We start from the raw sequence: 20,646 nt of genomic DNA, 5'->3' as shown, positions 1-20,646 counted from the left end.
CACCCGCACGGGTGAACCTTCAGCGCGTCCTGGGGTGGACCTGAGCCGCGCTTGAGGCGACGTCGGTAGCGTCATGGTCACGTCCTCGGTGATCCGAGGGCCGGCAAGGGGAGAACACACCACGCAGGCATTCCGGGGGGAGGGGCGATGGAAGACCGCTCAGGCGAGTCGCACGATCCACGCCCCATTGCCTGCGACGGCGGGGCGAGCGGTGGCGGACGTGGGGGCGTCCGCACCGCCGCCCCGTCGCTTTTCCCCCGAGCAGCGGGCCGGTGACCGGTGCACGGACCGTTCCGTGAGCGCTTCTCGGATATCCTGACCGAGGTCCGGCCGCCGGAAGGTCCTGCCGCCGGGACCACCGGGAGTGAGAACGTGCCGGACGAGCGGATCGCCGTCGTCATCGAAGACGAAGCCGACATCAGAGCCCTGCTGGCCGCCGTCCTGGAGCAGGCCGGCTTCACCGTCCACGCGGCCGCAGACGGCGCCGAGGGTGTCGCGCTGGTCAGCGAGCATGGGCCGCTGGTGACGACGCTGGACATCAACATGCCGGGCATGGACGGCTTCGAGACCGCCAAGCGAATCCGCGCGGTCAGCTCGACCTACATCGTGATGCTCAGCGCGCGCACCGAGGAGATCGATGCGCTGCAGGGCCTCGAGGCGGGCGCCGACGACTACGTGGCCAAGCCGTTCCGCCCGCGCGAGCTGCGGGCTCGCATCGACGCGATGCTGCGTCGCCCACGGCATTTCGCCGACGGACCCGGCGCAGCACCCACCGCCCCCGTCGAGCTCCCGACCGCCGGCGCGGAATGGATCGAGCACAACGGCGTCCGCCTCAGCCGCGACATGCGCATCGCGGTGCTCGAGGGCAACGACCTCGAGCTGACGCGCAGCGAGTTCGACATCCTCGCCGATCTGATGGCCGCCGGGCGCAGGGTGCGCACCAAGGCGGACCTCGCGCTGATGCTGCGCGGCGAGCAGTACACCGGTGCGGAGTTCGTCAGCGACAGCGACGCCCGCGCCATCGAGGTCCACATCGCCAACCTGCGGCGCAAGCTCGGCGAGTCGCCGACCCAGCCGCGGTGGATCGAGACCGTGCGCGGCGTGGGCTACCGGCTCACGGCTCCGTGACCGGCGTCGCTCCCTCGTCGCCGATCAGCACCGAGGTCTCGATGCTGAGCGATGCGCGCGTCGCGGCATCCCGCGCCACGTGGATGAGTTCCTCGGCGTCGTAGCCCGCCGACTCGCTCAGCCCGACCCCGACGCCCAGCACCGGGATCACCCCGTGACCGACGGCGCCCATGTCGTCGAACACGCCGCGGTAGATGACGGCCGCCTGGCGACGCGCCGCCGCGGGCGACGCGGCGAGGACGCCCACCGCGAGGCCCCCGGCCCCGTCTTCGCCGACGAACGCCGCCGACGGCGCGTGGCGGCGAACCCCGCGGCGCCAGGCCGCGCCCACGGCGCGAGCCGATTCGCTGCCGAACGCCGTCGAGATCTGCTCGAGGTCGTCGATGCGCACCGAGATCACGCCGACGAGCTCACCGCGCCGCGACGCGCGCTCGCACAGCCCCGCCAGGACCTGCTCGAACTCGTCGTCGACCAGGATCCCGTCCAGATCACCGCCGCCCTCGGACGACCGCACCGCCCCGCGCATCGAAGCGCGCGTCGTCCGCACGACCGACAGCACCACGACGGCCACCAGGACGTAGGCGATCGTGACCAGGCTCGTCGGGACGGCGCCGAACCCGCTCTCGAACAGTGCGCTGTCGGGCCCCGAGGTGACGAACGCGGTCGTCCGCGACACGTAGTAGAGGGCGAAGCTGGCGCTCGCCAGCGCCAGAACCCACGCCGACCGGGACTCGAGCAGGTCGCCGCGCAGACACTCCACGGCCCCCGCTCCGGCCAGACCCACGATCGCGACGAACATCCACTCGGCGGCCGCCCAGTTGCCGCCCCCGGGACCGACCATCATGACGGCGGAGCCCGCGGCCAGGGTCGCGACCGCGGTGATGATCGTGGGCAGCATCATCGGGTTCCCGTTGAACATCCGCATCCCGAGCCACAGGCAGCCGACGAACGCCACGAGTGCGGAGTTGCCGACCGAGATCGCCCACCACGAGTCGTGCGTCTGCGTCCACAGCACGTACGCGAGCGACATGAGCATCGCCGCGAGGAAGCCCACCGACCACACGCGGCCGGCGCCCTCGTCGCGTCGCAGGAGCGTCTCGAGGATGAACAGGGCTCCCGACAGGTTCACCACGAGGGCGCTGACGGTGAGCACGCTCGCGACATCGAGGTTCATCCGGTGATCCTTTCGTCGGGCGTCGTCCCGGGGGCGCGGGAGGGGAGTTTGACGATGAACGTCGAGCCGACCCCGACGGTGCTGCGCAGCGCGATCTCGCCCCCGTGGGCGCGCACGATGTCGCGCGTGATCGCGAGCCCGAGGCCGGTGCCGCCGGGCCGCTCCTCGCCGCCGCGGAAGTAGCGCTGGAAGAGGCGCGTGCGGTCGGCCTCGGTGATCCCGCGCCCCGTGTCGCGGACGAGGATCCACGTGTGGTCGCCGTCGGTCGTCGTGCCCAGATACACAGTCCCGCCGTCGCGGTTGTACGCGATGCCGTTGGAGAGCAGGTTGTCGACGACCTGCCGGAGCCGCAGCGGGTCGGCCCACACCGTCGCCTCCTCGATGCCGTCGACATCGAGGGTGATGGCCCGCTCGGCGGCCCGCGGTTCGAGCGCCTCGGCGGCGGCGTGCACGATGTCGGACACGTCGAGCGCGCGCGGCGCGAGCGAGGCCTCGACGGCCGCCGACGACGAGCTCGACGCGGCGAGGATGTCGCCGACGATGCCGAGCAGCCGTTCGGCGTTGCGCCCGGCGACCTCGAGGTTGCGACGCACGCGTTCGGGGACCTCGTCGTCTTCGATCGCGAGGTCGAGGAACCCGAGGATCGACGTCAGCGGCGTGCGGAGCTCGTGCGACACGCTCGCGACGAGCTCGTCGCGGGCCCTCAGCGCCGTCAGCTCGGACGTGACGTCCCGCGACACGACCACGGCACCCGCATCCGTTCCCTCGGAGTCGACCAGCCGGCGCGCCGTCACGCTCAGCGCCTGGCGCGGACCGTCCGCCGCGCCGAACCAGACGACCTGGCCGGCGAAGGCCTCGCCCCGCCGTGCCCGCTCGAAGGGGAGCTCGGTGCGCGGCAGGGGCGTGACGCCGTCGTCGCGGTAGGCGGGCGTCTCATCGTCTCCGTCGGAGGACACGGCCCGCTGCAGCCGCGCGTGGGCGTCGTTCGAGACCGATACGGCCCCGTCGGCGGCGATGCGGATCACTCCGAAGTCGACGGCGTCGAGGACCTCGGTGACCTCCTGCTCCTGCCGCCGGGTGCGCTCCAGCACGGTGCGCAGCAGCTCGCCCTGCTTGCCCAGCAGCACCTGCTGCGCGTCGTACCGGCGCGACGTGAGGTGGCTGGTGATCGCCAGTGCCACCAGCACGATCGGCACAAGGATCGTCACGTAGCCGGCAGTCAGACCTCTGCTGAGCGAGGTCAGCGGCGCGAGCACCGCGATCGCCGTGATCACGCCGTACACGCCCAGCAGCCCGAATCCGGTCGAGAGCCAGATCGTGGGGAAGATCCACAGCAGCCCGAGGCCGACCTCGCTCTGCGATGTGACCAGCAGGTAGATCGCGAGACCGTCGAGCGCCGGGATCAGGGCCACCCAGCCGAACGGGATGCGGCTCCAGGGGATGACGAACGTCAGGCCGGTGAGCGCGAAGACCGCCACGACGCCCGAGAAGAAGAGCACCCGGTCCCCCTCGAAGGGGCCCAGGACGATGAAGGCTCCCAGGACGAAGACGACCGTCAGCAGCAGGAGCTGGTTCAGGATCGCGGATCTGCCGCGCGTTCGATCCTCGACGTCCTCGCGCAGCCATGCCGCGCGGGCCGCCCGGATCCGCGCGGTCCGCGTTCCCCCCGGGACGCTCGGGTCCTCGCGCGCCAGCAGTGCCATAGAGCGACGCTAACCGATGCCGCGCACCGACGCGCATCGGGTCGACTCAGCCACGCAGCGCCAAAGCCTCGCTGACCCATCGGGCGTGGCGCTGCCAGGGGTCGCCGTCGCCGGTCGCGACGGCGACGATGTGGGCGCGCAGGCCGTCGGTCAGGGCGAACCACTCCGTCGTGCCCAGTCGGGCGTCGGCGAACTGCTCGTGCCGCTGTCGCTCGCGCATGCGCCCGCCGCGTTCGAAGGCGAGGAGCTCGTCGTGCCGGATCGCGGCGAGTCGGGCCCGCGGACGGGCGGTCGTGCCGATCTTCACGCGATCGGCGTAGCGCAGGTAGTAGACGACCTCGACGCGCGGCGGCGGGAGCTCGTCGTCGACGACGTCGCCCTGCCGCCACTCGCACACGCCGCACAGCCACGCCGACGGGTAGCGCACGCCCCATCGGCATCCGCACACCCGGCAGGGCGCCGGCAGCACGTCACTCGTGCCCCACTCCCCCTCCGTCCACTCGGCCACGGCCGCCAGGTGTCCGGCGCACAGCGTCACGGGAGCATCCGGCGGCACGTCGCCGCGGCATCCGTCGCCTGCCGCCAGGCAGCGCCGATCCTCGATCACGGGCACACTCTATGCGCGGCCCCCGACACGTCCCGCGGACGGCGAGAGGGCCGCCACCCGAAGGTGACGGCCCTCTCGAATGAGGATGCTGCGATCAGCGACCCGAGAGCTTCTCGCGCAGAGCCGCGAGAGCCTCGTCGTCGGCGAGCGTTCCGCCGGAGCCGCTGTCGGAGACGAAGGACGACGACGGCGAAGCGGTCTCGCCCGCCTCGGCCTCGGCCTCCATGGCCTTGAGCACGGCGGCCTTGTGGGCCTCCCAGCGAGCCTGGGCAGCGGCGTACTCCTGCTCCCACTTCTCGCGCTGCTCGTCGAAGCCTTCCTTCCACTGGTTGGTCTCCGGGTCGAAGCCCTCGGGGTACTTGTACTCCCCGTGCTCGTCGTACTCGGTGACCATGCCGTAGAGGGCCGGGTCGAACTCGGCGCCGTAGGGGTCGACCGACTCGTTCGCCTGCTTGAGCGAGAGCGAGATGCGGCGACGCTCGAGGTCGATGTCGATGATCTTGACGAAGACCTCTTCGCCGACCGACACGACCTGCTCGGCGAGCTCGACGTGCTTGCCCGACAGCTCCGAGATGTGCACGAGGCCCTCGATGCCGTCGGCGACGCGGACGAACGCACCGAACGGAACCAGCTTGGTGACCTTGCCCGGGGCGATCTGGCCGATCGCGTGGGTGCGGGCGAAGACCTGCCACGGGTCCTCCTGGGTGGCCTTCAGCGACAGCGAGACGCGCTCGCGGTCCAGGTCCACCTCGAGGATCTCGACGGTGACCTCCTGGCCGACCTCGACGACCTCGGACGCGTGCTCGATGTGCTTCCACGACAGCTCCGAGACGTGGACCAGACCGTCCACGCCGCCGAGGTCGACGAACGCACCGAAGTTGACCAGCGACGAGACCGTGCCCTTGCGGACCTGGCCCTTGTGCAGGTTGTTGAGGAAGTTGGAGCGCGACTCGGACTGCGTCTGCTCGAGCAGGGCGCGGCGCGAGAGCACGACGTTGTTGCGGTTCTTGTCGAGCTCGAGGATCTTCGCCTCGATCTCCTGGCCGAGGTACGGCGTGAGGTCGCGGACGCGACGCAGCTCGATGAGCGAAGCGGGGAGGAAGCCACGGAGGCCGATGTCGACGATCAGGCCGCCCTTGACGACCTCGATCACCTGACCGGTGACCACACCGTCGTTCTCCTTGATCTTCTCGACGTCGCCCCAGGCGCGCTCGTACTGGGCGCGCTTCTTGGAGAGGATCAGACGGCCTTCCTTGTCCTCCTTCTGGAGAACCAGGGCCTCGACGTCGTCGCCGACCTTGACGATCTCGTTGGGGTCGACGTCGTGCTTGATGGAGAGTTCGCGGGAGGGGATGACGCCCTCGGTCTTGAAGCCGACGTCGAGGAGGACCTCGTCGCGGTCGACCTTCACCACGGTGCCCTCGATGAGGTCGCCGTCGTTGAAGGACTTGATGGTCAGTTCGACCGCGGCCAGGAAGTCCTCAGCAGATCCGATGTCGTTGATCGCGACCTGCTTGGTGGCCGGGGCGGTCGTTGCGGTAGTCATGTAGTGGGTTGTCCTTGTTGGGTTGATGTGTCGGGCCCTGGTCCCGAGACGCGCGAATGCGTCCCGACCCGGGGCGAAGCGGATTTTTCTTGCGATGTCACCAGAGAGCCGGATGCAGATCCGAGCGCAGGCGTGACTGATCGGTCACACGAGTGACATTCAAGGCTACCACGATGGCTCGGCCGCTTTCCAGGCGGGGAGCCGGACGGCGCCGTCGCGTCTCTGTCATCATGGGGCCATGCCCGCGGCGGCTTCTGCGCCCGTCATGGTGGGGAGGCGGGCAGAACTCGAGACGCTGCTGGGGGCGTTCTCCACCGGCCAGGACGGCCACCCCGGCGCTGTCGTGGTGCGCGGCGAGGCCGGCATCGGCAAGTCCCGGCTGGTCGAGGAGTTCCTCGCCCGCATCGGCGACAGGCCGGCGGGTGCCGTGCCCGTCGTCACCGCGTTCGGGCAGTGCGTCGATCTCGGCCCCATCGGTGCGCCCTTCCTGCCGTTGCGCCGGCTGATGGGCGACCTCGTGGCCGGGGTCGGCATCGAGGCGGTCGCGCAGGCGGCCCGCTTCCCCGCCGCGACGGCCGCTCTGGCGACGCTCGTTCCCGAGCTCGATCCGGAGTCCCCCGCCGCCGGCTCGCGTGCCGACGCCGACCGCATCGCGGAAGCGGTCGAGCGGGTCATCGAGTCACTGTCCGCGGAGCGACATGTGGTGCTCGTGATCGAGGATCTGCATTGGGCGGACGCCTCCACCCTCGGGCTGCTGCGCATCCTCGCCGCGACGCTGCGCGGCCGTCATCTGACGCTGATCCTCACATACCGCTCGGACGACGTCGACGCGGACCACCCGCTGAGCCCGGTCCTCGCGGAGCTCGAGCGCAACCACGTGCCGGGACTCGAGCTCCAGCGGCTCACGCCCGAACTGGTCTCCTCCCAGATCGCCGCGATCCTCGGAAGGCCGGCGCGGGCGGACGAGTCCGCCGACGTATCGCGCCGCACGGACGGGGTCCCGTTTCTGGTGGAGGAGGTCCTCTCCCTCGGCGACGGCGAGATGCCCGAAACCCTCAGCGATCTGCTGCTGGCCCGGTTCGATCGCCTCAGCGACGACGCCCGGCAGCTCATCCGCCTTCTCGCCGTGGGCGGCGTGCGGGTCGCAGACGACCTCCTGACCGACGCCGAAGCAGGGCCGGCGCAGCGACGGAGCGCACTGCTGCGCGAGGCCGTCGACACGGGAGTCCTCCGGGGTGACGGCGACGGCTATGCCTTCCGCCATGCGCTGATCCGCGAGGCGCTGTACGCGCGGCTGCTCGCCGGCGAGCGGATCGAGGGACACCGCCGCTTCGCGGCCGCCCTGCAGCTGCGCGTCGATCGCGGCGACGCCGCGTGGGCGGCAGGCGCCGCCGAGCACTGGCTGGCCGCCGGCGATGCCGATCGGGCGTTCCGGGCGACCCTCGTCGCCTATCGGGCCGCCACAGCCCACGACGGGCTCGAGACCGCGGCGGGCTTCGCCCGGCGCCTGTTCGATCTGTGGCCGCGCGTCCCGGACGCCGACGCCGTGTCCGCGACGACGCGCACCGCCGTCAGCGTCGAGCTGGGCACGATGCTGGGCGAGGTCGGCCGCTGCGCCGAGAGCCGCGACGCGCTGGAGCAGTCGCTGACAGACCCCCGCGCGACGACGCGGCAGCGCGCGACGCTGCACTACATCCTGGCGACCATGGGATACGAGACGAGCGACTACCCGGACCAGCTGCGGCACGCGGTCGCGGTCGAGGAGCTGCTCGCGCAGACGGACGACCGCGCAGAACTCGGAATCCTCGCGGGAGCCGTGTCCGTTCACGCCAACTCGCCGATCATCGATCCCGCCCTGCGCCCGGAACTGACGGCACGCGCGCTCGAGATCGCCGAGCGATCCGGAGACGCCCTCATGCAGGCATCCGTCCTGTGGAACCAGGGCTTTCTCGCGACGGTGACCGGACGCCTGGACGAGGCGATCCTTCTGTTCGAGCGCGCTCGCGCGCTCTCTCCCCCGGGGTCCTCACGCATTTCGGCGGTGCGGGCTCTGGCGACCGTCCTGCGGAGGCAGGGTCGCTATCGCGAAGCCGCCGAGCTCGCCGAAGCCGGCGTCGAGGAGGCCGTGCGGCTCGGCATCGAGCGGGCCGAGGGCTCGATGCTGCGCATCAGCCTCGGCGATGCCCGGTACGCCCTCGGCGCTCCGGATGCGGCATTCGCCCAGTGGGATCGCGCCTTCGCCATCGTGCCGCGCATGACGCCGGCTCACTCGCGCGTCGTGCGCACCCTCGCGCTGGCATACACGTGGGCCGGGCGCCAGGACGACGCCGATCGGCTCGTCCGGGGCGAGCCCGGCGCCGAGCGGGCCAACACCGAGGAGCGCGAGGAGCTCCTCGGCTGGGCGGCCTATCACGCCACCACCGCCCTGATCGCCGCGGAATCCGCCGGAGACGTCGACCGGCGGATGCTCATCGCACGCGCGGTCGATCTCATGCAGGTGGTCACCGAGCGCCGTGCCCGCGAGGTGCCGGGTCTTCGCGTCCAGCACACGCCGCTGTGCGCATGGATCGTGCGGGCGGCGGCGGGCGATGGGCTCGCATCGGACCTCGTCGACGCGCTGAGGTCGACCGTCGAATACGACATGCGCCGGTACGCGGACGTCATGCCGCCCGCCTTCACCGCCGTCGCGCGCGCCGAGCTCGCGTCGGCCGACACCGGCGACGCCGCCGCCGTCGCCGCGTGGACCGATGCCTCGGTCGCCTGCGGGGGTGAGAACTGCCCCGGCGTGCTCCGGGTGTATGCGGACCACCGCCTCGCGATCGCACAGCTCGCGCACGGCGATCGTGCGGCGGCCGCAGCGTCTCTGGAGGTGGTCATCGGCTCCGCGGCGGCGGTCGGCGCCTCGGTCGTCGCCGCCTGGGCATCCGCTCTCGGCGATCGCGCGGGCGCGGGCCCGGTGTCGTCGAACGGACGCGGCGACGCGGCGCGACTCACCCGCCGCGAACAGCAGGTGCTCGACCTGGTGGCACAGGGTCTCAGCAACGGCCAGATCGGCGAGCGACTGTTCATCTCGCCAAAGACGGCATCCGTCCACGTCTCGGCGATCCTGGCCAAGCTCGGGGTCTCCAACCGCACGGAGGCGGCCGCGGTGCACGTCGCATCGGCGCGCGACGTCGCCGAGTGATCGCCACGCCGGGTTCGGGCCGTACCGCGCGGTTTCGTAGGGTCGGAGGATGACCCGACAGGAACGCTGGCAGAACTTCGCCGACTGGCCGCTCTTCATCGCTTCGCTCCTCTTCCTCGCGGCGTACGCGTGGGACGTGCTCGACCAGCCCTCGGGCGCGGCCGAGTCGCTCGCCGACATCGTGCTGTGGGCGACGTGGGGCCTGTTCGTCATCGACTACGTCGCCAACCTGGTGCTCGTCGAATCCGACAAGCGGTGGCGCTGGTTCTACACGCACCTCATCGACCTGGCCGTGGTCGCGCTGCCGATGCTCCGCGCGCTGCGCCTGCTGCGCCTGCTCACCCTGCTGCGTGTCCTGGACCGGGTCGCCGGCCGCGCGGTCCGCGGCAGCCTCGCGATCTACATGGGCGGCGCCTCGGTGCTGCTCATCGTGGTCGGCGCGCTCGCGGTCCTCGACGCCGAGCGGACCGATCCCGCCGCCAGCATCCGCACCTTCGGCGAGGCGCTGTGGTGGGCGTTCGTCACGATGACCACCGTCGGGTACGGCGACTACTCCCCCGTCACCGCGACCGGGCAGATCATCGCCGTCGTGCTGATGCTCGGCGGGATCGCACTCCTCGGTGTGGTCACCGGGTCGATCGCGTCGTGGATCGTCGAGAAGGTGTCGGATGCGGATGCCGAGCAGGCGGCGGCGACGGCGGGGCACATCCACCAGCTCGAGGACAAGGTCGACCAGCTCCAGGCGATGCTGCGGGAGGTGCTCGAGCGGGATGCCGAGCAGGTGCGCGCCGCGCGATGACGGCCCGGCGTCACCGGTCGCGGTCGGGGCGCGGCAGCTCGATGGGCGCGGTGTCGGTGCGATCGGCATCCGACGACGTGAACAGGCCGGTGGTCTGCTCCCGTCGCAGCTCGGCCAGCCGCTCCTCTTCGCGCTGCTGCGCGTGGGCGAGCCAGTCCCAGCCGCGCGACGACGACCGGTCGTAGGACGACGCGGCCTCCGCGGCCGCCGTCCGGGGAACCGGAGGCGTCGCGACCCGCTCGCGCTCGTCGCGCGGTTCCGGCGGCATCATCCCCTGCTCCATCGCCTGGCGACCGGCATAGCCGCGCAGACCCGCCTGGGCGATGACGCGCTGGATGGTCAGGCCGCGCTCGTCGGGCCGACCGACGAACCGGATCTCGCGGAGCCCCTGCTCCTGCGCGGCGGACTCGAAGACGAAGTGCCCGTACCCGAAGATGCGCCCCACGATCGGCTTGTGCACCGAGATGTCGAGGATTCGCGCGAGGGGCATGGTGGCGATGTTCCGAGAGAGGATGCCGTGCACGCGGAAGACCCGCATGTTGGTGATGACGAAGCGGTCGACCCGCTGCTCGACGATCCGCACCGACGCGTGGACCATGATCCCGATCCCGATCAGCGCCGGCAGCCACCAGACCTGCACCGGGACGATGAAGGTGATCATCAGCACGATGAAGCCGCCGAAGGCCTCGACGACCGCCCAGCCGATCGCGGCCCAGTGCTTGCGCACCTCGTCGATCACCACTTCGCCCTGGTCCGAGATCAGGTGCTTGTCGATCGCCGGATCGAGCAGGCCCATGGGCTCAGTTGGCGAGTGCGACGAAGAAGTCGGCGATGGCCACCCCGGCGCCCCAGACGGCGTCGAGGGCACCCTGAACGGCGTTGGCGGCATCCTCGGGACGGGTCACGAGATAGAAGACCGCGAAGGCGATCACAAGTCCGATGATGATGCGTTTGAGGAGCTTCATGGCGCGCGGGGGTCCCTTCAAGTCGTTTTCGGACGGCATTCCCCCCGGAAAAGCCACTTCCCTTGTACCGCACGCGGCTGTGACTTGGCGCCATTGCCACGCGGCTCGGCGCGGATTCACCCCGCCGGGTGTCGCGCCGAGAGGAGCGGCGGCGGGCCCGTCACCAGCCCATCGATCCCGGCATGCCCTTGAACGGGCCGGCGACGGCCGACGTGACCCAGCCGCCGTAGAAGCCGCCGGGCTGGGGCTGCACGATCTCGCCGTCCACGGTGCAGCGGTCCATGGGCCTCGGATAGACCGCCACGCGGCCGTCGAGCACCTCGAATCCCGGGGTGGGATCCGGATACGTCCACGCCGCGCGCGGCGCGACGGCATCGCCCGCCACGACGTCGAAGTAGCGGGCGGCTCCCTTGAACTCGCAGAAGGACGTGCCGGCCGCGGGGCGCAGCGCACCCGGCGCGAACGCGTCCATCGGCAGGTAGTAGGTCGGCGGATGACTCGTCTCGAGCACCCGCACGACGTCGGCCGTGTCGACGATGCGCTCGCCGCCGAAGTCGATCGTCACGCGCGCGTCGACCTGCTCTGCTCGCGGCGGCCTCGGGAAGTCCCACACGGACTCCTGCCCGGGGCCGACCGGATCGGGGGACGGATGCCGCATGACTTCACGATACGGCCGTCTCACGCACCCGGGGCCGCACGGGCGCCGCCCGGTGTCGCATCCCGGACCTCCCTGCTTGACTGGGGGCATGACGGCGATCGCGATGTTCCCGCTCGGGACGGTGCTGCTGCCGCACATGCCCCTGCCGTTGCGCATCTTCGAATCGCGGTATCTCGTGATGCTCGGCCGACTGCTCGACGACGAGCATCCCGAGTTCGGCGTCGTGCTGATCGAGCGCGGGGACGAGGCCGGCGGACACGACCAGCGTTTCGGCATCGGCACGCTCGCGCGGATCACCCGTGTGATCCCGCGCTCCGACGACGTGCACCTGATCGCCGTGGGCGGGCGCCGCTTCGAGGTCACCCGCTGGCTCGAGGACGACCCGCATCCGAAGGGAGAGGTGCGGTTCCTGCCCGAGCTGGACTGGACCGACGATCTCGACGACCTCCGCGCGGATGCGGAACGCGTGGTGCGGCGCGTGCTGTCGCGCTCGGCGGAGTTCGCCGACACGTCGTGGGATCCCGACATCGCTCTGTCGGACGACCCGGTCGAGGCCAGCTGGCAGCTCGCCGGCATCGCGCCGCTCGGCCCCATCGACCAGTTGCGGCTCCTGCGCTCGCAGACGGTCCGCGAGCTGCTGACCACACTGATCGAGCTGACCGAGGCGGCGGAGCCGACGCTCACCGCCGCGGACGGCGAGACCGCCCTCGACGTCGAGTTCGAGCGCCTGCTCGACGGAGACGAGGGCGACGACTCCCCCGGCTCGCCGGGAGACCCGGACGAGCCCTCGTCGTCCTAGTCGCGCGCGGCTCCGATCGTCCGCGTGAACATCCTGGTCCCGAGGCCGCGCCGCTGGTAGCGTGCCCACCACCGGAGGCACTCTGAGGAGGCTCGCGATGACCGACAACCGCTCGGCCGCACCCGCCGCCAAGCCGCGCGAGGAGTGGTCTGGACAGATCGGCTTCATCCTCTCCGCGGTCGGATCCGCGGTGGGTCTGGGGAACATCTGGAGGTTCCCCGGCGTCGCCTACGAGAACGGCGGCGGCGCGTTCCTGATCCCGTACCTCATCGCGCTCGTCACCGCCGGCATCCCGATCCTCTTCCTCGACTACGCCATCGGCCACCGCTTCCGCGGCGCCGCGCCGACGGCCTTCCGCCGCCTGGGCGGCCGCACCGGCCGTTGGCTGGAGTCGCTGGGCTGGTTCCAGGTCGCGATCGCATTCGTCATCGGCCTGTACTACACGGCGGTCATCGCGTGGGCGCTCAGCTACTTCGTCTTCTCGTTCGATCTGCGGTGGGGCGACGACCCCGCGGGCTTCTTCTTCGGCGACTACCTGCAGACCGGGGATCCGGTCATCAGCCTCGACTTCGTGCCCGGGGTCCTCATCCCCCTCGCGGTCGTGTGGCTGGCGGCGATCATCGTGCTCGGCTTCGGCGTCGCGCGCGGCCTGCAGCGGGTCAACGTCGTCTTCCTCCCGCTGCTGGTCGTGGCGTTCGCGATCCTGGTCGTGCGGTCGCTGTTCCTCGACGGAGCCGCCGACGGCCTCAACGCGCTGTTCACGCCCGACTGGGCGGCGCTGGCCGATCCGAATGTGTGGATCGCCGCGTACAGTCAGATCTTCTTCTCGCTGTCGATCGCGTTCGGCATCATGATCACCTACGCGTCGTACCGGCGCCGGCGGTCGAACCTCACCGGCCCGGGGCTGGTCGTGGCGTTCTCGAACTCCTCCTTCGAGATCCTCGCGGGCATCGGCGTGTTCGCCACGCTGGGCTTCCTCGCCGGCGCGCAGGGCATCGCCGTCGCCGACCTCGAGGGGATCGCGGGCGTCGGCCTGTCGTTCGTGACCTTCCCGGCGATCGTCGCGCAGATGCCCGGCGGTCCGATCTTCGGGGTGCTGTTCTTCGGCTCGCTGACGATGGCCGGGTTCACGTCGCTGATCTCGGTGCTGCAGGTGGTGTCGGCGGCCATCCAGGAGAAGTTCTCCTTGTCGCCGCGCGCCGCAGCCGTGGGGCTCGGCGTCGTCGCGGCGGTGCTGTCGATCTTCTTCTTCTCGACCACGAGCGGGATACTGGCGCTCGACGTCACCGACAACTGGGCCAACAACGTCGGCATCGTCCTGTCGGCGGTGCTGACGACCGTGCTCGTGATCTGGGTCTTCCGCAAGGGCGGAGAACTCCGTCTGCACCTCAACGCGGTCTCGACCTTCCAGGTGGGGCGCGTGTGGGTGCTGCTGGTCGGGGTTCTCGCGCCGATCGTCCTGGGCTACATGCTGATCGCCCGCGTCGTCACGCTGCTGGTCGAGGGCTACGGCGGCATGCCGCCGTGGTACCTGCTCGTGTTCGGATGGGGGACGATCGCGTTCCTCGTGGTGGCGGCGATCGCGATGTCGCTCATCGCCTGGCGCAGACCGCCGGACGACTTCGTCGCCTGGCCTGACTTCCGGGCCGGTGCCGGACGCAGAACCGGCACGGTCACGGGGAAGGAGGGATCGCCATGAGCCCCGTCGCCATCGTGTTCCTGATCTTCGCGATGCTCGTGGTGTGGGGCGGGCTCGTCGGGAGCGCCCTCTACCTGCGGCGCCACCCCGAGCCGAAGGAGTACCCGCCGGGAGGCACCGACGACCACCGCGAGGACGTCGCTCCCATCGAGCACGACACCTGAGGATGCCGGGTCAGGACACGCGCCCGTCGAGGTACCACCACCGGCCGCTCTGCCACACGAAGCGGCTGCGCTCGTGCAGCTCGCCCGTGCCGCCGCGCTCCCGCCAGTGGGCGCGGAACTCGACGATGCCCCGCTTGTCGCCGGGCCGGCCGTCGACGGTGTCGACGATCTCGAGACCCGTCCAGCGCGTGCCCGGGTCGAGGCGGACGTCGTCCGGCACGGTGCCGGGATGCCACGTCTCGCGCAGGTGGGAGGCGTCGCCCACGACGAAGGCCGTGTAGCGGGAGCGCATGAGCTCGAGCGCCGTCTCGGCGAGCACGCCGCCGAGGATCGGCCCGCAGCACGCGCCGAACACCGCGCCGCTGCCGCACGGGCAGGGCTGGTCCTCGCCGACCTGCGGGAACCCTGCTCTCATGCTCGCCTCCGTGGTTCGAGGGTAGGTGTGAGGCTGAGAGGCGGATGCCGCCCCATCGGCGTTTCGCGAGTCTCCCAGCCTCGGGAAGACGCGCATCCGAGGGTGTGGATAACTCCGGATCGCGCTCGTTCCGCGTGGCTACGGTGGCCGTGTGACCGCACGCCTCGCCTCCGCGCTCCTGCCCCTGGCGCTCGCCGCGGGCCTGCTCGCGGGCTGCGCCACCGACCCGGAGCCCGTCGAGCCGACCCCCGCCTTCGCGACGGAAGAAGAGGCGTTCGCCGCGGCCGAGGCCACCTACCGGGCGTATGTGGATGCCCTCAATCGCGTCGACCTGAGCGATCCGGCGACATTCGAGGACGTGTATGCCTGGACGACGGGGGAAGCGAACGCCAACGAACGCGAGTCGCTCTCGGGGATGCACGCGAATGGATGGACAGTGTCGGGCGAGACCGTCGTTGTTTGGGTCGAGGGAACGGCCTCGGATGACTCCACCACCGTGACTGTCGCGTGCACAAGTGTCGGCTCCGTCGCTGTGGTCGACGCAACCGGGGACAGCGTCGTAGACAGCGAACGCGCGGACCACTACGCCCTTCAACTGGAGATGACCTACAGCCGCGAGTCGCCAACCGGTCTCTTCATCGCATCGAGCAATGCGATCCAAGAGGACAGATGCGGGTAGTCGGGCTAGCACTGATCACCGTGCTCGGGTTTGTGCAACCCGTAGCTAGTCCCTCAACCTGCGAGGGCTCATCGCTCTGGACTAGCTGCGAGGTTCAAAGCGACGGCACGCAGATCGACATCAGCGCGACGCAGACCGATTCAAGCTCACCCAGCACGCAAGACACCCCGCCATACTCAACACCCACTACCGAACCCGAGATCACCATCAGCCCGGGTGAGCTATGCGGACCGCTGGGCTGCCGTCCGCTGTACGAGGTCGGCACACTGCCGGACGTGACGATCGAGGATCTCGCGTCGTTCCGCCCGGCGGAGCCCGCACTGACCGGCGAGCCCGCGGGCTTCGGCATCGTCGGGATGCCGACGAATCTCGTCGCGACCGCCTCGATCCAGGACATCGCCGGCACGCTGTTCGACTGGGACGTCACGGTGCGCTTCACGCCCGCCTGGTACCTCTTCGACCACGGCGACGGCACGTCGGCCCGCACCCCGACCGGCGGCGCGACGTGGGAATCGCTCGGCGTCGCACAGTTCACCCCCACGCCGACGACGCATGTCTACCGTGACCGTGGCGAGTTCACGGTCGGCGTCGAGGTGCAGTACACCGCCGCCGTGGACTTCGGCTCCGGCGCCTGGCGCGTCGTCCCCGGCTACGTCACGGCGCCCGGCGGATCGTACGATCTGCGCGTGGTCGACGTGCGCACCGCGCTGGTGGACCGCACCTGCGTCGAGGACCCGGCGGGCCCCGGCTGCTGACCTCGGCTGACCTCGACTCAGCTCGGGATCAGCTCGGATGCTCCATCCGCGGGGGCACCTGAGCCCTCGGCCTGCCGGACGGCGCGTTCGCGCGCCACACCGCGCAAGGGGCGCGACCAGATCACGGCCTGGCGCACCGGATACCCGACGGCCAGAGCGGCGTAGCCCGCGAAGCTGCGGTCCTCGCTCCCGAGCACGCTCTTGCGATCCCACGCCTCGCGAAGCCGGCCGCCGGCACTGCGGCGCGGCGACTTGGGGGTCAGCGTGCCGCGGCGCCGCTCGTCCACGAGCTCGGCGAGCACCTGGATCCAGTCGTCGAAGACCTCTTCGTGGAAGTAGTTCTCCCGCAGCCATGCGGGATCCGGATGCCGGAACCAGCGCGCGATCACGTCCTCGGGCCCGGCGAGCATCCCGCTCCCCTCGAACACGCGATTCAGCAGCGCGTCCGACACGCCGAACATGTCGAGTGCGATGACCGGCACGCCGCGCGCGATCGCTTCGATGGCGGACGTCGAGCTGATGGTGACGAGCCCCTCGGCCGTGTCGAGGGCGCGCGCCATCGGCTCGTACGAGACGACGAGGTTGGCGGGTGCGCCGCCGAGCTGCTCGATGAGCTCGGGGTACGTGTGCCGCTCGTAGTGCGTCTCGCGCTCCCCTCCGGCCGAGCGCAGCTTCAGCACGACCCGTCGCCTCGGGCCGGACTCGGCGGCGTCGATGAGCAGCTTCGCCACGGCGAGCCGCTCCGACTTCTCGCGCGGGACGATCGCCTGCGCCGCGAACACCAGATCCGTCCCCGCCGTCGAGGCCACGCCGATGCCGTGCTCGGCGAAGGGCAGCCGCGTCAGCGCGAACCGCTGGTGCACGCCGAGTCGGCCCGCGAGTTCGCTGAACGCCTCGATCTCGCGCTGCGAGTGGACGATGAACAGATCGCACTGCGCCCGGTACATCACGGCGGCGCGGCGCGCGGGAATCGAGATCCCCGGCAGCCCCGTCACGATCACGGGGCGGGGCGACACCTCGGCCGCGACCTTCGCCAGCACGCGCACCAGCGGTCCGCGCGCGCCGATGACCACGGCATCCGGTGCGAAATCCGTGAGCCACGCCGGCAGGTCGTCGTACGACACGCGGTGCACGTGCGACGCGTCCAGCCCGCTCCCGGCCAGCGCCGTGCGCTCCTGGGTGGCGCTGACCGTCAGCGGCGTCGTCACGAGCACGAGGGCGATGTCGGCGTCCTTCGCCGTCCCCAGCAGGGCCGCGGTCCATTTGACGTACGAGTCGCTGTCGGCCAGCGCGACGATGCGCAGCCGCGTCGCGCCGATCCGGACGGTGTCGTGCTGGCTCTGCGGCGCCCTCACGCCGTGACCCTGCGGAGCTTCGCCATCGGCGCGAGCTCGCCCGGGAACACGCGCTTGACGCCGTCGCCGAGCGCCGTCTCGATGATGCGGATGTCGCGGACGAGGTGGTTCAGGCCGCCCGGCTCGAGAGACGCGGCGTGGTCCGATCCCCACATGGTGCGGTCGAGCGTGATGTGACGCTCCACGGCGACGGCGCCGAGCGCGACGGCGGCGAGCGAGATCTGCAGCCCGCGCTCGTGACCCGAGTACCCCACGGGAACACCCGGGTACCGGTCGCGCAGCACCGAGATCACCCGCAGGTTCGACTCCTCCGGCTCCATCGGGTAGGTCGACGTCGCGTGCATGAGCACGACGCGGTCGGTGCCGAGCACCTGCAGTGCACGGTCGATCTGCTCGACCGTCGACATGCCGGTGGACAGGATGATCGGCTTGCCGGTGTCGCGCAGCGCCTCGAGCAGCTCGATGTCGGTGACCGACGCCGATGCCACCTTGTGGGCGACGACGTTGAGCCGCTCGAGGAACTCGACGCTCGGGACATCCCACGGCGATGCGAACCAGTCCAGCCCGCGCAGCGCGGCGTGGTCGCCGACCTCGACGTACTGGGCGTGGTCGAACTCGACCCGGTGGCGGTACTCGAGGTAGGTCATGGTGCCCCACGGGGTGTCCCGCGGCGTGTCGCGCATGTGCTCGGGCGTGCAGATCTCGGGCGTGCGCTTCTGGAACTTGACCGCCTGCACGCCGGCGTCGGCCGCGACGTCGATGAGCTGCTTCGCGAGCTCGACGTCGCCGTTGTGGTTCAGCCCGATCTCGGCGATCACGTAGGCCGGGCGGCCGCCTCCGATCACGTGGGTTCCGATGGTGACGGTCATGATCGCTCCTGGGGGGTGGGGGAAGAGGATGCCGATTGCCGGGTCGCGAGGACGCGGTCGGCCAGCTCGCGCACGGCGCCGTGGCCGCCGCGGCGGTCGAGGACGACGCGCGCGGACGCGATGACGCTCGGGTGGGCGTCGGCGACCGCGATGGGCCAGCCGACCTGCTCGAGGCACGCGAGGTCGTTGACGTCGTTGCCGAGGTACGCGATGCGCGACAGCGGGATGCCGCAGTCGGCCGCCCACTCGCGCAGAGCGCTCAGCTTGTCGCCGAGACCCTGGCGCGCGTCCACCCCGAGCTTCGCCGCGCGGGCGGAGACCACGGGGTTGGTCTCGGTCGACAGGATCGCCACGGGGATGCCGGCGCGGCGGAGCGCCCCCACGCCCCACCCGTCCGACCGGCTGACGACGACGGACTCGCGGCCGTTCTGGTCCACGACGGCGGTGTCGTCGGTGTGGACGCCGTCGAAGTCGGTCACGACGGCGTCGACGTCGATCGGGTCTGTCCGGTCGACGAGGGGCGCCAGGGCCCGCGCGAGCTCGAGCTCTCCCTCTGTGTCGATCTCCACCGCGGTGCGCTCGGGGACCTCGATGATGCCGACGCTTCCGAAGAACCGATGCTCGTGCGCGCGGAATCCCGCCGCACGCATGACGTAGAACGCGCCGGTCTCCAGATAGTGCGGTTCGCGGTCCTGGCGGCGTGGACGGTGCGACGCGTCGTGGTTGACCGCCGCCGCGGCGTCTCCGGCGCCCTTGGCCCACAGGAATCCGTAGGTCTCCACGGCCGAGAACACGCTGTCCCGGCGTCGCGAGCGCACGACGCGCACGGCCTCGTCGAGGGCATCCGGGTCGATGAACGGCGAGGTCGCCTGCAGGAACGCCACGACCTTGACATCCACGCCGCGGTCGGCGAGCACGTCGAGCGCATGCAGCAGAGCGCTCTCGCTCGAGGCCGTGTCGCCGGAGATCTCGGCGGGCCGCTCGACGATCTCGGCGCCCCACTCCGCGGCGACGGCGGCGATGTCGGCGTCGTCGGTGGTCACGACGACGCGATCGACGCTCTCGGCGCGCGCCGCCGCGACGACCGCGCGTGCGACGAGCGGGATGCCGCCCACGCGGCGCAGATTCTTGCGCGGGACCCCCTTCGAGCCGCCCCGCGCCGGAATGATCGCGACGTTCTCGCTCATGCCCCACCTGCCGGAGTGCGCCGGGCGGTCCACGCGGTGCGCTCGCCTTCGTGGATGAGCGAGCCGGTGCCCTCGAGCACGTGCCGCAGCGTCGTGGTGGTGCTCGACGGCTGCGTGAACAGCTCGAGCGGCCGCTGGGTGCCCGCCAGCATCAGTTCGGCGGGCAGACCTGTGTCGACGACGTCGATCCCGCGGATGCCGGCGACCGCGTCGAGCTGCGCATCGGGCTCGCGGCGGTGCGGAAGGTAGGTCGCGCTCCCCCGCGCGACGACGCGCGACACCCAGTCGAGGTAATCGCCCAGGGGCATGCGCCCGTCCACGGGCCGTGCCGAGCCGAGGATGACGCGCGGGGTCGCGACGGCGGCTCCCGGGGCCGTCGCGCGGGTCCATTCGAAGCGGTGCTCCGCCACGCTCACCCCGCGGTCCCGCAGGCGCGTGCACCGGGCGTCGCCGAAGTCGAAGGCGGTGAAGAAGTCGACGGCTCCCCGAGATGCCAGCCTCGACACGCGCTCGTGCGCGAAGGGCGCCGTCAGGGCCGAGGCCCTCCCCTCGGCGATGCCGGGGCGGGCGTACTCCCGATCGCCCAGGATCGTGTCGGCGAAGGGAACGACGTTCGCACCGTCGTCGAGGAACGTGATCCTCCGGGGCCGCAGCACGGCTGCGGCGAGGCGGAACTGGCCCGAGAATCCGTCTCCGACGAGCCAGTGCCGGTGGGTGGAGAGCAGCCCCCACGGGATCCCGACGAACGGCACGCAGTCGGCGAACAGCGCACCGCGCGCGATCAGCTCGTCGGCGGTGGGGCCCATCTGCGCGGTCAGTCGGCCCGCGATCGGCACGGAACGTCGCGCCCGGTGCGCCCACTCCGCGGCGCCGACCAGCTGGAGGGGCGACTCCACCCAGGCGATCACCTCGTCGCGATGCATGGAGCCTCCGTATCGTTCGCGCCGGTCGTGCACGAAT

At 71.1% G+C, this 20,646-nt stretch carries 20 protein-coding genes; 8 read left to right on the top strand and 12 right to left on the bottom strand.

What is annotated here, in order from left to right; genetic code table 11:
• The first annotated feature begins 372 nt into the window (after window positions 1-372).
• Window positions 373-1,128, top strand: coding sequence for a response regulator transcription factor (locus tag HD594_RS10235; protein WP_184750869.1), 756 nt, complete (start codon window positions 373-375; stop codon window positions 1,126-1,128).
• Here HD594_RS10235 and HD594_RS10230 read toward each other — a convergent pair.
• The 4 genes from HD594_RS10230 to rpsA all read right to left on the bottom strand — a co-directional run bounded on the left by HD594_RS10230 (window position 1,115) and on the right by rpsA (window position 6,158).
• Entirely contained in the window at window positions 1,115-2,302 is a 1,188-nt protein-coding gene (locus HD594_RS10230) for a nucleotidyl cyclase domain-containing protein (protein WP_184750868.1), read from the bottom strand. The genes HD594_RS10235 and HD594_RS10230 overlap by 14 nt on opposite strands.
• Window positions 2,299-4,005 (bottom strand): sensor histidine kinase, encoded by a 1,707-nt coding sequence (locus tag HD594_RS10225; RefSeq protein ID WP_184750867.1) that lies wholly within the window; start codon window positions 4,003-4,005, stop codon window positions 2,299-2,301. Before HD594_RS10225 ends, HD594_RS10230 begins: the two co-directional genes overlap by 4 nt.
• 46 nt (window positions 4,006-4,051) lie before the next feature.
• Window positions 4,052-4,612: a GIY-YIG nuclease family protein gene (locus HD594_RS10220; RefSeq protein ID WP_309297726.1), complete on the bottom strand. Its 561-nt coding sequence runs from the start codon at window positions 4,610-4,612 to the stop codon at window positions 4,052-4,054.
• A gap of 94 nt (window positions 4,613-4,706) precedes the next feature.
• Window positions 4,707-6,158 (bottom strand): 30S ribosomal protein S1, encoded by a 1,452-nt coding sequence (rpsA, locus tag HD594_RS10215; RefSeq protein ID WP_184750866.1) that lies wholly within the window; start codon window positions 6,156-6,158, stop codon window positions 4,707-4,709.
• A gap of 238 nt (window positions 6,159-6,396) precedes the next feature.
• Between rpsA and HD594_RS17710 the strand changes: the two genes are divergently transcribed.
• Both HD594_RS17710 and HD594_RS10205 read left to right on the top strand, forming a co-directional pair.
• On the top strand, window positions 6,397-9,342 hold the full coding sequence (locus HD594_RS17710) for a helix-turn-helix transcriptional regulator (RefSeq protein WP_184750865.1): 2,946 nt from the start codon (window positions 6,397-6,399) through the stop codon (window positions 9,340-9,342).
• A 49-nt stretch (window positions 9,343-9,391) separates the two neighbouring features.
• A complete protein-coding gene (locus HD594_RS10205; protein ID WP_184750864.1) occupies window positions 9,392-10,141 on the top strand; it encodes a potassium channel family protein in 750 nt (249 codons plus the stop codon).
• Between the two features lie 10 nt (window positions 10,142-10,151).
• Here the strand turns inward: HD594_RS10205 and HD594_RS10200 are convergent, their stop codons facing one another.
• The 3 genes from HD594_RS10200 to HD594_RS10190 all read right to left on the bottom strand — a co-directional run bounded on the left by HD594_RS10200 (window position 10,152) and on the right by HD594_RS10190 (window position 11,764).
• The gene (locus tag HD594_RS10200; RefSeq protein WP_184750863.1) at window positions 10,152-10,937 is read right to left on the bottom strand and encodes a PH domain-containing protein; all 786 of its coding nucleotides are present in this window, start codon (window positions 10,935-10,937) and stop codon (window positions 10,152-10,154) included.
• 4 nt (window positions 10,938-10,941) lie between these two features.
• Complete coding sequence (locus HD594_RS10195) at window positions 10,942-11,106, bottom strand: hypothetical protein (RefSeq protein WP_184750862.1); 165 nt, start codon at window positions 11,104-11,106, stop codon at window positions 10,942-10,944.
• A 160-nt stretch (window positions 11,107-11,266) separates the two neighbouring features.
• Window positions 11,267-11,764: a DUF427 domain-containing protein gene (locus tag HD594_RS10190; RefSeq protein ID WP_184750861.1), complete on the bottom strand. Its 498-nt coding sequence runs from the start codon at window positions 11,762-11,764 to the stop codon at window positions 11,267-11,269.
• A gap of 88 nt (window positions 11,765-11,852) precedes the next feature.
• Here HD594_RS10190 and HD594_RS10185 point away from each other — a divergent pair, with 88 nt between their 5' ends.
• From HD594_RS10185 to HD594_RS10175, 3 genes are all read left to right on the top strand, one after another.
• Window positions 11,853-12,563, top strand: coding sequence for an LON peptidase substrate-binding domain-containing protein (locus HD594_RS10185; protein WP_184750860.1), 711 nt, complete (start codon window positions 11,853-11,855; stop codon window positions 12,561-12,563).
• Between the two features lie 97 nt (window positions 12,564-12,660).
• Window positions 12,661-14,262 (top strand): sodium-dependent transporter, encoded by a 1,602-nt coding sequence (locus HD594_RS10180; protein WP_184750859.1) that lies wholly within the window; start codon window positions 12,661-12,663, stop codon window positions 14,260-14,262.
• On the top strand, window positions 14,259-14,426 hold the full coding sequence (locus tag HD594_RS10175; protein ID WP_184750858.1) for a methionine/alanine import family NSS transporter small subunit: 168 nt from the start codon (window positions 14,259-14,261) through the stop codon (window positions 14,424-14,426). Before HD594_RS10180 ends, HD594_RS10175 begins: the two co-directional genes overlap by 4 nt.
• A 10-nt stretch (window positions 14,427-14,436) precedes the next feature.
• Here the strand turns inward: HD594_RS10175 and HD594_RS10170 are convergent, their stop codons facing one another.
• Window positions 14,437-14,841: a YchJ family protein gene (locus HD594_RS10170; RefSeq protein WP_184750857.1), complete on the bottom strand. Its 405-nt coding sequence runs from the start codon at window positions 14,839-14,841 to the stop codon at window positions 14,437-14,439.
• A gap of 151 nt (window positions 14,842-14,992) precedes the next feature.
• Between HD594_RS10170 and HD594_RS10165 the strand changes: the two genes are divergently transcribed.
• The gene (locus HD594_RS10165) at window positions 14,993-15,520 is read left to right on the top strand and encodes a hypothetical protein (RefSeq protein WP_184750856.1); all 528 of its coding nucleotides are present in this window, start codon (window positions 14,993-14,995) and stop codon (window positions 15,518-15,520) included.
• Between the two features lie 275 nt (window positions 15,521-15,795).
• Complete coding sequence (locus tag HD594_RS10160; protein WP_184750855.1) at window positions 15,796-16,275, top strand: PKD domain-containing protein; 480 nt, start codon at window positions 15,796-15,798, stop codon at window positions 16,273-16,275.
• 17 nt (window positions 16,276-16,292) lie between these two features.
• Here HD594_RS10160 and HD594_RS10155 read toward each other — a convergent pair whose 3' ends face one another.
• Genes HD594_RS10155 through HD594_RS10140 form a run of 4 tightly spaced genes read right to left on the bottom strand, consistent with a single transcriptional unit; the run spans window position 16,293 to window position 20,609 of the window.
• Window positions 16,293-17,630 carry a DUF6716 putative glycosyltransferase gene (locus HD594_RS10155; protein WP_184750854.1) on the bottom strand — a complete coding sequence of 446 codons (1,338 nt, stop codon included), beginning with the start codon at window positions 17,628-17,630 and terminating at the stop codon, window positions 16,293-16,295.
• Complete coding sequence (locus HD594_RS10150) at window positions 17,627-18,499, bottom strand: N-acetylneuraminate synthase family protein (RefSeq protein WP_184750853.1); 873 nt, start codon at window positions 18,497-18,499, stop codon at window positions 17,627-17,629. Before HD594_RS10150 ends, HD594_RS10155 begins: the two co-directional genes overlap by 4 nt.
• Window positions 18,496-19,686, bottom strand: a complete 1,191-nt coding sequence (locus HD594_RS10145) for an acylneuraminate cytidylyltransferase (RefSeq protein ID WP_184750852.1) — start codon at window positions 19,684-19,686, stop codon at window positions 18,496-18,498. The genes HD594_RS10150 and HD594_RS10145 overlap by 4 nt, the downstream gene beginning before the upstream one ends.
• The gene (locus tag HD594_RS10140; RefSeq protein WP_184750851.1) at window positions 19,683-20,609 is read right to left on the bottom strand and encodes a hypothetical protein; all 927 of its coding nucleotides are present in this window, start codon (window positions 20,607-20,609) and stop codon (window positions 19,683-19,685) included. Before HD594_RS10140 ends, HD594_RS10145 begins: the two co-directional genes overlap by 4 nt.
• Between the last annotated feature and the right edge of the window lie 37 nt (window positions 20,610-20,646).

It is taken from the genome of Microbacterium thalassium (assembly GCF_014208045.1).
Lineage (GTDB): Bacteria > Actinomycetota > Actinomycetes > Actinomycetales > Microbacteriaceae > Microbacterium > Microbacterium thalassium.
Note: the sequence above shows the minus strand (reverse complement) of the source record. Positions and strands in the feature narration are given on the sequence as shown.

Excerpts from the sequence above, each read along its gene's own strand:
- HD594_RS10230 (WP_184750868.1), bottom strand. The coding sequence starts at position 2,302 with ATGAACCTCGATGTCGCGAGCGTGCTCACCGTCAGCGCCCTCGTGGTG.
- HD594_RS10225 (WP_184750867.1), bottom strand. The coding sequence starts at position 4,005 with ATGGCACTGCTGGCGCGCGAGGACCCGAGCGTCCCGGGGGGAACGCGG.
- rpsA (WP_184750866.1), bottom strand. The coding sequence starts at position 6,158 with ATGACTACCGCAACGACCGCCCCGGCCACCAAGCAGGTCGCGATCAAC.
- HD594_RS17710 (WP_184750865.1), top strand. The coding sequence starts at position 6,397 with ATGCCCGCGGCGGCTTCTGCGCCCGTCATGGTGGGGAGGCGGGCAGAA.
- HD594_RS10205 (WP_184750864.1), top strand. The coding sequence starts at position 9,392 with ATGACCCGACAGGAACGCTGGCAGAACTTCGCCGACTGGCCGCTCTTC.
- HD594_RS10200 (WP_184750863.1), bottom strand. The coding sequence starts at position 10,937 with ATGGGCCTGCTCGATCCGGCGATCGACAAGCACCTGATCTCGGACCAG.
- HD594_RS10195 (WP_184750862.1), bottom strand. The coding sequence starts at position 11,106 with ATGAAGCTCCTCAAACGCATCATCATCGGACTTGTGATCGCCTTCGCG.
- HD594_RS10190 (WP_184750861.1), bottom strand. The coding sequence starts at position 11,764 with ATGCGGCATCCGTCCCCCGATCCGGTCGGCCCCGGGCAGGAGTCCGTG.
- HD594_RS10185 (WP_184750860.1), top strand. The coding sequence starts at position 11,853 with ATGACGGCGATCGCGATGTTCCCGCTCGGGACGGTGCTGCTGCCGCAC.
- HD594_RS10180 (WP_184750859.1), top strand. The coding sequence starts at position 12,661 with ATGACCGACAACCGCTCGGCCGCACCCGCCGCCAAGCCGCGCGAGGAG.
- HD594_RS10175 (WP_184750858.1), top strand. The coding sequence starts at position 14,259 with ATGAGCCCCGTCGCCATCGTGTTCCTGATCTTCGCGATGCTCGTGGTG.
- HD594_RS10170 (WP_184750857.1), bottom strand. The coding sequence starts at position 14,841 with ATGAGAGCAGGGTTCCCGCAGGTCGGCGAGGACCAGCCCTGCCCGTGC.
- HD594_RS10150 (WP_184750853.1), bottom strand. The coding sequence starts at position 18,499 with ATGACCGTCACCATCGGAACCCACGTGATCGGAGGCGGCCGCCCGGCC.
- HD594_RS10145 (WP_184750852.1), bottom strand. The coding sequence starts at position 19,686 with ATGAGCGAGAACGTCGCGATCATTCCGGCGCGGGGCGGCTCGAAGGGG.
- HD594_RS10140 (WP_184750851.1), bottom strand. The coding sequence starts at position 20,609 with ATGCATCGCGACGAGGTGATCGCCTGGGTGGAGTCGCCCCTCCAGCTG.